Source organism: Zunongwangia atlantica 22II14-10F7 (assembly GCF_002094855.1).
Classification (GTDB): domain Bacteria; phylum Bacteroidota; class Bacteroidia; order Flavobacteriales; family Flavobacteriaceae; genus Zunongwangia; species Zunongwangia atlantica.
The window spans coordinates 76,454-88,634 of sequence record NZ_ARYN01000009.1 but is presented as its reverse complement, the minus strand read 5'-3'; the positions used below and the strand labels follow the sequence as shown (position 1 = coordinate 88,634).

Sequence of the window (12,181 nt, the reverse complement as noted above, 5' to 3'; positions counted from 1 at the left end):
TTTATCGGGAGTTTTTTATTGGCACCGCCAAAAGGTATAATATCCCTAGGCTTGCCTCGAAATTAAAAATTTGTTTTCAATGAATACTCGAAGGTTTGTCCCTAGGTAGTTTACTGAAAACGATATAGTCCAATTTAAATATTAGACTGTATTTCAGTATTTAAAACTTGTTCTCTTCCGATCGATAGGTATAGAAATGATCCAATTATAGGGAGTAGAATCACCACTAAAGTCCACGTCAACCGCATTTTCTTTTTAAATGAATTAGAATTCCTTATAATACTCAGAATGCAAAATGCTGGGAAAATTATAGCCAGCAAGCCTAAAGACTGAAGGATAAAGAACTGTAATTCTTGATCTATAAAATTCATAATACAATGTTAAAGTGTTTGGTCTTACGAATATAATAAAAATATAAGACAAAATTAAGTTTATGTTAATTTAATTCTGCTTAATTATTAAATGTATATTCTATTGAAATATGAATTTGTTTCTAATTGAAGCAATAATGAGGCTTTATAGCAATTCTAATAATCTTGAAGTTTCTTAAAGGCTTTCTAATTTTAACATTTTAAACGCCTTATAAAACTGAAAAAGAGGCGAAAAATTACCTTTACTAATAGCTAATATTAGATAATTTTTGCCTCTTTTTTAGGTAACAACAATTGTTAAGTTGCAATTCTTTGATTTTCCTAATCAGCTATTTTTTCTTTTTAGCTGTAAAATCTATTTCTACTTGATGTCTTAAAAGATCATCAAAAGTTTCTCTTTCTCTAATTAAATGTGCTTCGCCTTGATACCATAAAATTTCAGCAGGGCGGAATCTAGAATTAAAATTGCTGGACATCGAATAACAATAGGCTCCTGCATTGCTAAATGCAAGAATGTCACCTTCAGTAATTTCAGTAATTCGGCGATTAGAAGCAAAAGTATCGGTTTCGCAAATATAGCCTACAACCGAGTAGAATCGCTGTTTTCCGTCTGGATTCGAAATATTATGAATTTCGTGATGAGAACCGTAGAACATTGGTCTTATCAAATGGTTAAAACCAGTATCGATACCGGCAAAAACCGTCGAGGTTGTTTGTTTGATCACATTTACTTTGGCTAAAAACTTTCCAGATTCACTTACCAGATACTTTCCTGGCTCGAAGGCAAGGGTAAGTTCTTTACCATATTCAGCACAAAAGGCTTTAAATTTCTTAGAAAGCTGAGCGCCTAATTCTTCAATATCGGTTTCAATATCACCAGGTTTATAAGGTACTTTAAATCCGCTTCCAAAATCGATAAATTCCAGGTTTTTAAAGTTTTTAGCGGCATCAAATAAAATTTCTGAAGCTTGTATAAAAACCTGAATATCCAGAATATCACTACCCGTATGCATGTGAATTCCGTTAATAGTCATCCCTGTATTCTCGACGATCCTTTTTAATAAAGGCATTTGGTGAATAGAGATCCCAAATTTAGAATCGATATGTCCTACAGAAATTTTGGAATTTCCGCCGGCCATAACATGAGGATTAATCCTTATACAAACCGGAGTTTTAGGATGGCGACTTCCAAATTGTTCTAATATAGATAGATTATCGATATTTATTTGAACGCCAAGTTTCGCAACTTCTTCGATTTCTTCAAGAGAAACTCCGTTTGGAGTAAAGATAATTTTTGAAGGATCTACGCCAGCTTTTAAACCTAGTCTTACTTCCTGGATGCTTACCGTATCTAAACCGCTTCCTAATTTGTTTAAAAACTTAAGAACAGAAATATTAGAAAGTGCCTTTACAGCATAATGTATTCTTAGGTTTTTAACGCTGCTAAAAGCATTGGTAAGACGTTTATATTGCGCTTCAATTTTGTCAGCATCATATACATAAACCGGGCTACCATATTCGGCGGCAATAGCAAGAAGATCTTGATTTGTCATTTCTGTTCTCTAATTTTTTCTGAAGCCAAAAATACAGGGCTATTTGTTTTCTTAACAAAAGAATGCTAAAAAAATAACGAATTCAAACAATTTGTTATTTCTGTTGAATTAAGCTTGTGCCGTTTGCCCTGCTTTTTTATTTTTCTTTCTTATATAAATAACTACGAAAGTGATTATAATACCTGCACTAGCCATACCTGCACCTACTAAATCTGCAGATGTATATGCATAACCCGCAGCGATAGGTAAACCAGCTAAATAAGCTCCTGAAGCATTTCCCATATTAAAAGCACTTTGATTAAGAGAAGATCCCAGCATTTCAGATCCTTTAGCCGAATTTATCACCGCCATTTGTACTGGTGTAGAAAGACAAAAAGCGATGGTCCCTATTAAAAACGTCATTACTAAAACACCAACTTGATCGTAAGCCAGATAGGTATTTGCTACCAATGCAACAACCATTAAGATTAAAGAGATTAACACCGCATATATTGGAGAGAAGCTTTCGGCCAATTTTGCTCCTATAAAATTACCTGTTACCATTCCAAGGCCTGCAAGGATCATGGCATAACTTACAACAGTTTCAGGATGTCCCGCAATTTCTGTTATTAAAGGAGCGATATAACTATACCATGCAAAGAAACCTCCGGTACCAATGGTCGTAAGTAAAATAACCATCCAAAGCTCTAATTTCTTTAGAACCTTAAAGTCTTTTGCGATACCATCTGGAGAGCTTTTTGGAAGTTCTGGCATCCAAAATTTAATTCCCAAAATAGCACAAATTCCTACAATACCAACCAGCATAAAAGCTACATTCCAGCTAAAGTTATGGCCAAAATAAGTACCTAGTGGCACACCAATAACATTGGCCAAAGTAAGCCCAGTAAACATCGTGGCAATAGCCCTGGCTTCCTTCCCAGGTTTTGCCAGTTTACTGGCCACAACAGCACCAATTCCAAAAAATGCACCATGTGGTAATCCTGATAAAAATCTGGAGATTAATAATAAGGTATAACTATCTGCAAAGGCAGATAAAGAATTAAAAACCGTAAACCACAACATTAAGAAAAGTAAGGTTTTATGTGCTGGCCATTTGCCGCCTATTCCGGTTAAAAGAGGAGCACCCACGACCACACCCAACGCGTAGGCTGAAATAAAGTGTCCTGCCTGAGGAATGCTAATATCCAGGGCGGTGGCAACATCAGGTAAGATTCCCATAATAACAAATTCGGTCATTCCTATACCAAAGCCACCTATAGCTAGTGCAATTAAACCCTTATTCATAAGCAATATTATTTTTCTGTTTTCTAAAAAAAAATCGAATTCAGCTAATTTAATGCTTATAAATGAAGCTTTAAATTCTGCCTAAAATAAAAGCGCAAAAATAGTTGAGAATCGGCAGAAACAAGAAAATACTTACTAATATTTACGATAACCTTATAGTCTTATGGGAAATATGTGATGATATCCCAATGAATCTATGTATTTACAGGGCTTTATTTTAATGTTTAAGGAAAATTTGTTGGTCTAATACTTTTACATTTGTTACTTTTGTGTACCATAATTAAAACTGAAGAAATACCTGATTATGAACATACACGAATATCAAGGAAAAGAGATTCTAGGCAGCTTTGGAGTACGTACTCAAAGAGGGATCGTAGCCCAAACTGCGGAAGAAGCTGTAAAAGCCGCAAAAGAATTAACAGAGCAAACCGGGACTGGATGGCATGTGATCAAAGCACAGGTTCATGCTGGTGGTCGTGGTAAAGGAGGCGGCGTTAAGCTTGCAAAAAACCTTAAAGAAGTAGAGCAAATCGCAGGAGAAATCATTGGGATGAATCTTGTAACTCCACAAACTTCTGCTGAAGGTAAAAAAGTGCATCAGGTATACGTAGCAGAAGATGTTTATTACCCAGGAGATAGTGAGCCAGAAGAATATTACATGTCTGTTTTACTAAATCGTGCAACAGGTCGCAATATGATTATGTATTCTACTGAAGGTGGAATGGATATCGAAACTGTTGCTGAAGAAACTCCGCATTTAATCTTTACTGAAGAGATCGATCCTGCAACAGGTATTTTACCTTTCCAGGCTAGAAGAATTGCATTTAATCTTGGTCTTAGCGGTGCTGCTTTTAAAGAAATGACGAAATTTGTTATGTCTCTTTACACAGCTTTCGATAAGTCTGATTCTTCTTTATTCGAAATTAACCCGGTACTTAAAACAAGTGACGATAAAATTTTAGCAGTAGATGCTAAAGTTACTTTAGATGATAATGCACTTTTCCGTCACAAAGATTACGCAGAAATGCGTGATAAGCGTGAAGAAAACCCAACTGAAGTTGAAGCTAAAGAAGTTGGTCTTAACTATGTAGATCTAGATGGTAACGTAGGATGTATGGTTAACGGTGCAGGTCTTGCAATGGCAACTATGGATCTTATTAAACAAGCGGGAGGTGAACCTGCAAACTTCCTAGATGTTGGAGGTACTGCAGATGCTAAACGTGTAGAAGAAGCTTTTAGATTAATCTTAAAAGATGAAAAAGTAGAAGCTATTCTTGTAAATATTTTTGGAGGTATTGTACGTTGTGACCGTGTGGCACAAGGTATCGTAGATGCTTATAAAAATATGGGTGATGCTATTAAAGTGCCAATTATTGTAAGATTACAGGGTACCAATGCAGATGTTGCTAAAAAATTAATCGACGAAAGTGGATTAGCAGTATCTAGTGCAGTACAATTTAAAGAAGCAGCAGATAAAGTACAGGCTGTACTTTCTTAATCTGTTTTTACATATTATTAGAAAAGCTCGCTATATGCGAGCTTTTTTTATATCAATATTTTAGGGTCTTTTTTATTGAAACGTTAAAAACATCTTAAAAATCAATGAATTGTGTAACAAAAGCTGTTTTACTATCGTCTTTTAAGTGTATTAACTTTTTAAACATTTTTAATCATGAAAAGATTCCAATCTTTATTGCTAGCCTTAGCAATCGCAATTTGCAGTACAGTAGCTGTAAATGCAAACAATCCAGAAACGGCTACTCAGCCAGATCCAAGAATGATGAGTATAGAAATTTCTTCTTTACTAAAACATCATAAACTTAATCTTAAGAAAGATGCCAAAGCTAATGTTCTTCTTGCAATTAATAAGGATAACGAAATCGTTGTCTTATCTGTAGAAGCAGAAAACAAAGTTGTAGAGCGTTTTATCAAGGAAAAATTGAACTACAAGAAAATTAAGTGTCCGGTTAATCCAGATGTAGAAGAATTCAAATTACCAGTTACCCTTAAAGCAAACTAAATCGCCCTTTCCTAAAGATCAATCAATAAACGTAGAAAACTACAAAGGCTGTGAGCACATCAACTCACAGCCTTATTTTTTTATATGCTTTTGCCAAAAATTACATCTCTGGATACCAGTCTAGCAAAATCACTTCAATGCTATCGCTTTTTTCTTCTACAAGAGATTTAAATTTTTCAACATCTGCAAGTCCGTCTTGGCCACGGTAGTGATAAGGATATACTTTTTTAGGAGCAAATGCCAAAACACCTTCAGCAGCCTGATCTACGGGCATAGTATAAGGAAGATTCATACAAACCAATGCAGCATCAATATTTTTAAGATCACGCATTTCTGGAATATCCTCTGTATCTCCAGAAATATATAAGCGTTTACCATCTTTCTCTAAAACATAGCCATTTCCACGGCCTTTTACGTGCATGGCATCTTCAGCTTCTGGTAAATTGTACATAGGGATAACTTCAATAGAAAAGCCATTAATTTCTTTAGTTTCTCCGTTTGCCATCACCAGTAAATTGCTTTGTAAAGACTCTGGTAATTTTTCCTGTACCGCTTTAGGAACAATAATTTTGGTTTCACCAAGTTCCAGACCTTCCAAGGTTTCAGCATTCATGTGATCACCATGAATATCTGTAACCAAAACAAAATCTGGTTTATCCATATTTTCAAATGAACCGGCACCACCAACTGGATCTGTATAAAAAACAGCATCTCCCCAGTTTATTACTGCTGTAGCATGTGAAACAGGTGTAATGTTGATACTGGTTTCTTCAGAGTTTACCATTTCCTCTGTCATACTGGTACTATCTTCAGCAGGAATCATTTCCCCAGGTTCAGCTTCAGACTTGTTATTTTTACAGCCGATTAAAGCTGAAATCGTAGCTAGAGTTAAAATTAGTTTTTTCATTTTGCTTGATTTTGATTGTAGCATAAAATTAAAGAAGACAAATAAAACAATGGCTTGTTTTACAAAGATTTAAGATAAGCCGAGTTTCATTTTTATGTCTCCACGTGCGTAAGGATTATTTTCTTCGATTGGGATTTCTATAAAACCGAATTTTCGATAAATGTGAAGCGCATTTTCCAGTTTTCTACTGCTATAAATAATAAGCGTTTCCCAATCCTGATTTTTGGCAAATTTAATGGTATGCGCCATTAGCTTTTGCCCTATTTGTTTGCCACGGTGCTTGGGCGAAACGGCCATTTTTGTTAGTTCGAATATGTTTTCTTCAATCTTCATTAGGGCTACACAACCAATTATTTCTTCGTTTTCTTTTACAAAGAAAATTTCTCCACCCGGTGTTATAATGTATTTCTCTGGATTCCCTAAAACTTCTTCATCGTGAGGTTCTACCCAAAAGAATTTTTCTAACCATTCGATATTCAAATCTTTAAAGTTCCTACTATATTTTGGTTCAAAACTTATAATTTCCATGCTGCTAATTTTTGGCTAAAGTATCATTTTAACAGCTAATTTAGACACCTTAATCCTAAATAATAAACCTATTATAGCAGTGATATTTTTACTTAAAATTGGCTTTTTAATTATCGAATCTTGATTTCTTTTTTAATCTAAAATTAAAAATACCTACTATTGGGTATTTTTAATCATACTGTAAATCAATATATTAGATGTGATTTAGATAGCGATTAGTGTACCTAATCGAATGTTTGAATTTATTTGTCTTAGCTTTTAGTTTTTCTGCTAGCTCTTCAAAAAATGTAAATTTTATGCGCTTACTCATTAAGCAAATCCAGAATTAGTAAAATAACGTTCACTACTTAGCTTCTTTTTTTGAAGAGCATTGCAGCAGAATAAAACCCAATTTTGGTTAAAAAACTAATCTGTTTTTATTCCATTTTATATGTTCTAAATCCCCGTTCTAACCTTAAAAGCAATTGAATTCTGTAAAATATCCCCTTGCGTGGGTATGTTGCTGCTTTTTGCTTTTGGCTAACATTGTATACACCAACCAAGCTATATCACATGAAGTTTTTTAAGTCTTTAAGCATCTTAAGTATTATTCTTTTTCTAGCCTGCAGTGGTGTATCAGGAGAAGAACGTGTTATCGCTCCGCTTCAATACCAAAAACGATTAAAAAAACAGGATAATGATTCTATTCAGCTCTTCTACAATGGTTCACATCGCGTAAAAAGAGGTCAAAAGGCAATTAAGCGCTCTTAACTTCCCAAAAGTTAAGGATCTTATTTATATTTATATATGTTCTAACTGAATATTAAAAATATGATAAGATTTCAACCAAAATCAGTATATATTTTCATTCTTTTTTTATGCTTTATTAGCTGTAAAGAAGAAACTAAAAACGAAGAAAGAGTAGAAGAGAAAGAAGTCGTAATTCTACCTCCAGAAGATTTATACGGCGGACTTTTTTATGATATTCAGCAAAACGAAAACCTGTTTAGCGACAGTAAAACTTTTGTAGATGCTGTTCCAGAGAAAAATATTGACAGTATAAAAACCGAATATCAGAAAATTAAAACTAAAGGGGACTCAACAATATTGGCCTTTCTAAAGGATAATTTTGAGATTCCCGGAGAAGAAACTTCAAAAGAATATCAAACAGATTCTTCAGATATTGGCACGCACATCAAAAAATTATGGTCGGTTTTAAAACGCCCGGCAGATGAGGAGTTAAGCGGAACTTTAATTCCTTTGCCCAATCCATACATTATTCCCGGTGGCCGTTTTAGAGAGATCTATTATTGGGACAGTTATTTTACGATGTTAGGACTTCAGGTTGATGGAGAAGTGGAAACCATTCAGAATATGGTCGATAATTTTTCCTTTTTAATTAACGAATTTGGATTTATACCTAACGGAAATCGCACCTATTATTTAAGCAGATCACAGCCACCATTTTATGCCTTGATGTTAGATGTTTTAGCTGAAGAAAAAGGAGATAGTATTTATGCTGAATATTTACCAGAATTAGAAAAAGAATATCAATTTTGGATGAAAGGCGCCAAAAATCTTTCTGAAAATGATTCGGTTATAAACCGTGTTGTGCGAATGTCAGACGGAAGCATCCTTAATCGATATTACGATGATAATAATACGCCGAGACCAGAAAGTTATCGTGAAGATATAAAAACTGCGGAAGAAGCTGTCGCCGCGAATGAAGACTTAACCGAAGAAGAAGTATATCGAAATCTAAGAGCTGCAGCCGAATCGGGTTGGGATTTTTCAAGCCGTTGGATTAAGCCAGATGCGAATGGAAACTTCAATTTATCTGCTATTCATACCACTGATATTTTACCGGTAGATCTGAACAGTTTACTATATCACCTGGAAAAAACGATCGCAAAAGCATATTTAATCAGCGAAAATCCAGATAAAGCCAGGGAATACAAAGAACGTGCTGAAGATCGCGCAAGTGCTATAGAAAAATACTTCTGGAATGCTTCAAAAGGTTTTTATATGGATTACGATTTTACGGCTGGTGAACATACTTCAGTAGTTTCTGTAGCCGGAGTTTATCCGTTATTTTTTAAAATCTCTTCAGAAGAAAAAGCAAAAAAGGTTGCTGAAATTATCGAATCTCAGCTTTTAATGAAAGGCGGTGTGGTAAGTACGCCAAATCATAGCGGGCAGCAGTGGGATGCGCCAAATGGCTGGGCACCGTTGCAATGGATGGCATACAAAGGACTTCAGAATTATGAAATTTCAGCATTAGCCAATACCATTAAAGAACGCTGGACAATCTTGAATGAAAAAGTTTATAAGAATACTTATAAAATGACTGAAAAGTATAATGTTGAAGATCTATCCAAAGAAAGTGGTGGTGGCGAATATCCAACGCAAGACGGATTTGGTTGGAGCAATGGTGTTTATAAGAAATTAACGTCTGAATAACATAAATTGGCTTTCAATCTGGCTAACTTTAAAAGAAAAAGTTATGCAGAAGGAAAATCAAAAACTGAGTGGCCAAACATCGATTATTACCGGATCTAGTTCTGGCATTGGTAAAGCTATGGCCATTGCGCTGGCCAAAGAAGGTTCTAATGTGGTGATAAATTATCATTCCAGTAAAGAAGAGGCCGAAGAAGTTGCGCAAAAAATTAGCGAAGAGAAAGGAGCTGGAGAAGCCATAGTGGTAAAAGGAGATATGAGTAAAGAAGACGATGTTCTTAATCTTTTTAAAACCACAATCGACAAGTTTGAAACGCTGGATGTTTGTATCCCCAACGCCGGAATGCAAAAAGATGCTGCTTTTCACGAAATGACTTTGGATGATTGGAATGCGGTGATTAACCTAAATCTTACCGGGCAATTTTTATGCTGCCGTGAAGCTATTAAAGAATTTATGCGCCGTGGTATGCGACCAGAGGTTTCAAAATCTTTGGGAAAAATAATTAATATGAGCTCTGTTCACGATATTATTCCGTGGGCTGGTCATGCAAATTATGCGGCTTCTAAAGGCGGAATTCAACTTTTAATGAAGACGCTTTGCCAGGAATATGCGCATAAAAAAGTGCGGGTAAATAGTATTGCTCCCGGTGCGATAAAAACAGATATCAATAAGGATAATTGGGATACAAAAGAAGGCCGAGAGAAAATGAAAGAAACTATTCCTTATGATAGAATTGGTGAAACCGAAGATATTGCTCGTGTAGCAACCTGGTTGGCTTCAGACGAATCTGAATACATAAACGGAACAACCATTTATGTAGATGGCGGGATGACCTGTTACCCGGGATTTAAAGGAAACGGATAATTTTTTTGCTAAAAATTGTATCTTTTTAAAGCAATTATAGTCTACATTTAAAAGCTTTAGATATGAGTAAATGTGAATGTACACAATGTGAATGTGATAAGTGTAATTGCGTGAACTGCGCTGCAGCAAATTGCCCATGCGATAACTGTAATTGCGATAATTGTTCTTGTTGCGCTTAGAAAAAGATCGTTATGGATACCAGAGAAGTTTGGGATAAATATCAGAAAGAATTTTATTTTTTTATTCTGAAGAGAGTAAAGAATGAAGATGCTGCTATGGATATTTTACAGGCTTCTTTTTTAAAGATCCATAAAAATTTGGATAAACTGAAACATCCGGGAAAACTGAAATCCTGGGCCTTTCAGATTATTCGAAACGAGATAAACGACCATTTTAATGACTCAAAATTTTCAGTCTCCACTCCTGATTTTCAACAATCTGAAGAAGTTTCTCATCCATTTTCAGAAGTTTGCTGTTTCGATAAATTTTTGAATGAATTGCCACAGGAATATCAAGAAGTCATGAAACTGGTATATGTTGATGGAAAACCACAAAAAGAAGCGGCAGAATTAACAGGTATTTCATTAGCGAATACGAAAGCTCGCATACGGCGTTCTAAATCTATTATGAAAAATCGCTTCAAAGAATGTTGCAAATACGAGACAGATGTCAACGGCAAACTAACAGGTCAATCCAAATGCGCGTTGTGTGAATAGTTTATACTTAGTTTTTATCTAAAACGTATCGATCTCCAATTTTATTCGTTAAAATAAGTTCATTGTCCTGCAAAGTAAACCTCCAGTCTCCGTTTAAGATCAAAGACCAGTCAAATTCGGCGGTCCAAATGCATACATTTGAGAAAGAGATTGTATCGTTATTTACAACATAGCTTCCTTCACAAATCGCCGGAAATTTGCAAATTTAGTTGCACCGGTATAAATTCCATCAATAAAACTTAAACTGACTTCCCCGGTACGCTCACCTCTTTCAAAAAATCCTGTATAAGTTCCGTTAATTTCAGAATACGTATCATCATCGCTACAGCTGGTAAGAATGATACAAAGGCCTATTAAAAGTAGTTTTTTCATTTTTTGTATGACAAGAATTAGTTTATCCAAATTAATATCTTCAGGATAAATTCATATTCTTGAAATTGGACACTGATATTATTCATTAAAAAGCTCTTTTAAAACACGATCCATAGAATCTTCATTTTCTTGAGAATATTCGTTCCATAAGCCTGCAATTTCACCTTTTTTATCAACTAGCATAATAAAGGGAATTCCATTATGATAAAAATTCTTTTCAAAAAAGTCATTTTCAATTTTACCATTCATAAATTGTGCTGCAACATTATTGAAGGCCTTTATTTCATATTTTTCAATGGCTGAAAGCCATTGTTTTCTATTAAAATCTAGATAGCTTACAGCGATTATTTCCAAACCTTTATCAGCATATTTTTCTTGAATTTTCTTAAGATGAGGTAAGCTTTTAATACATGGGACACACCAACTAGCCCAATAATCAAAAAGAATAATTTTCTTATGTTTCAATTCAGAATAAACAATCGAATCTCTTTTAAAATCTATCAAATTGAAATCTGGTATTTTAATGCCTATTTGGGTGTTATGCCTTTTATTTAGTGATTCTTTAAGCCATTTACCGTTATGGCACTCCTTTATCCTTTGTGTGAAGTTATTATATAATATTTGCGTAGAGTCCAAAGAAATTTTACTTGAAATGATATACGAATAATATGCAGATACATAGGAATCGGGATGGTTAAAAACATACTCAATTAATTTCGTATTTAAAGTATCGTCTTCCCTAAGAGCCCTTACTTTATTGTATTCTTTGTTTGATTTCGAATTTTTTAAAACTGATTTTTCTAGATTTTCAGAATCTAATTTTAGTTTTAAATTACCAGATTCTAAAAATATTGGAAAATATTTCTCATCTCCAATTAGTTTTATTTCAGCATACATTGGATGAAAAACTTCACCTTTAAAACGAAATTTTCCATTAACAATTTTTACTGTATCTTGAGTATTGTTAGTATGTAGTATTACATTCTTAAATTTTGTTTCATTAATCTCTCCGTCAATAACAAAATCATTCATCTCTTTCTTTTTTACACAGCTTATTACAAGACTAGCTGTTAGGAGAATAAAAATGGAATATCTTAATTTTGATTTATTATTTATAACAGATGAAATG

The 12,181-nt window shown here is 34.3% G+C and carries 13 protein-coding genes; 6 read left to right on the top strand and 7 right to left on the bottom strand.

Features of this window, described 5'->3' with window-relative positions; genetic code table 11:
• Positions 1 to 134: 134 nt before the first annotated feature.
• The 3 genes from IIF7_RS21210 to IIF7_RS11000 form a co-directional block, all read right to left on the bottom strand.
• Complete coding sequence (locus IIF7_RS21210; RefSeq protein ID WP_084841746.1) at positions 135 to 371, bottom strand: PLDc N-terminal domain-containing protein; 237 nt, start codon at positions 369 to 371, stop codon at positions 135 to 137.
• A gap of 329 nt (positions 372 to 700) precedes the next feature.
• Entirely contained in the window at positions 701 to 1,924 is a 1,224-nt protein-coding gene (gene lysA, locus IIF7_RS11005; protein WP_084841745.1) for a diaminopimelate decarboxylase, read from the bottom strand.
• 108 nt (positions 1,925 to 2,032) lie between these two features.
• Positions 2,033 to 3,208: an MFS transporter gene (locus tag IIF7_RS11000; RefSeq protein WP_084841744.1), complete on the bottom strand. Its 1,176-nt coding sequence runs from the start codon at positions 3,206 to 3,208 to the stop codon at positions 2,033 to 2,035.
• Positions 3,209 to 3,512: 304 nt separating this feature from the next.
• Here IIF7_RS11000 and sucC point away from each other — a divergent pair, with 304 nt between their 5' ends.
• Entirely contained in the window at positions 3,513 to 4,706 is a 1,194-nt protein-coding gene (sucC, locus tag IIF7_RS10995; RefSeq protein WP_084841743.1) for an ADP-forming succinate--CoA ligase subunit beta, read from the top strand.
• Positions 4,707 to 4,880: 174 nt separating this feature from the next.
• Positions 4,881 to 5,228 carry a hypothetical protein gene (locus IIF7_RS10990; RefSeq protein ID WP_084841742.1) on the top strand — a complete coding sequence of 116 codons (348 nt, stop codon included), beginning with the start codon at positions 4,881 to 4,883 and terminating at the stop codon, positions 5,226 to 5,228.
• A gap of 100 nt (positions 5,229 to 5,328) precedes the next feature.
• On the opposite strand, the gene IIF7_RS10985 is transcribed toward IIF7_RS10990, so the two are convergent.
• Both IIF7_RS10985 and IIF7_RS10980 read right to left on the bottom strand, forming a co-directional pair.
• Entirely contained in the window at positions 5,329 to 6,135 is an 807-nt protein-coding gene (locus IIF7_RS10985; RefSeq protein ID WP_084841741.1) for an MBL fold metallo-hydrolase, read from the bottom strand.
• Between the two features lie 69 nt (positions 6,136 to 6,204).
• On the bottom strand, positions 6,205 to 6,663 hold the full coding sequence (locus IIF7_RS10980) for a GNAT family N-acetyltransferase (RefSeq protein WP_084841740.1): 459 nt from the start codon (positions 6,661 to 6,663) through the stop codon (positions 6,205 to 6,207).
• A 552-nt stretch (positions 6,664 to 7,215) separates the two neighbouring features.
• Here IIF7_RS10980 and IIF7_RS10975 point away from each other — a divergent pair.
• The 4 genes from IIF7_RS10975 to IIF7_RS10960 all read left to right on the top strand — a co-directional run bounded on the left by IIF7_RS10975 (position 7,216) and on the right by IIF7_RS10960 (position 10,680).
• Positions 7,216 to 7,413: a hypothetical protein gene (locus IIF7_RS10975; protein WP_139801307.1), complete on the top strand. Its 198-nt coding sequence runs from the start codon at positions 7,216 to 7,218 to the stop codon at positions 7,411 to 7,413.
• A 60-nt stretch (positions 7,414 to 7,473) separates the two neighbouring features.
• On the top strand, positions 7,474 to 9,102 hold the full coding sequence (gene treF, locus IIF7_RS10970; protein WP_084841738.1) for an alpha,alpha-trehalase TreF: 1,629 nt from the start codon (positions 7,474 to 7,476) through the stop codon (positions 9,100 to 9,102).
• 43 nt (positions 9,103 to 9,145) lie between these two features.
• Positions 9,146 to 9,964, top strand: coding sequence for an SDR family oxidoreductase (locus tag IIF7_RS10965; protein ID WP_084841737.1), 819 nt, complete (start codon positions 9,146 to 9,148; stop codon positions 9,962 to 9,964).
• Between the two features lie 191 nt (positions 9,965 to 10,155).
• On the top strand, positions 10,156 to 10,680 hold the full coding sequence (locus IIF7_RS10960; RefSeq protein WP_084841736.1) for a sigma-70 family RNA polymerase sigma factor: 525 nt from the start codon (positions 10,156 to 10,158) through the stop codon (positions 10,678 to 10,680).
• A 162-nt stretch (positions 10,681 to 10,842) separates the two neighbouring features.
• Here the strand turns inward: IIF7_RS10960 and IIF7_RS10955 are convergent, their stop codons facing one another.
• On the bottom strand, positions 10,843 to 11,052 hold the full coding sequence (locus IIF7_RS10955; RefSeq protein WP_084841735.1) for a hypothetical protein: 210 nt from the start codon (positions 11,050 to 11,052) through the stop codon (positions 10,843 to 10,845).
• 78 nt (positions 11,053 to 11,130) lie between these two features.
• Positions 11,131 to 12,084, bottom strand: coding sequence for a TlpA disulfide reductase family protein (locus IIF7_RS10950; RefSeq protein WP_176218937.1), 954 nt, complete (start codon positions 12,082 to 12,084; stop codon positions 11,131 to 11,133).
• Between the last annotated feature and the right edge of the window lie 97 nt (positions 12,085 to 12,181).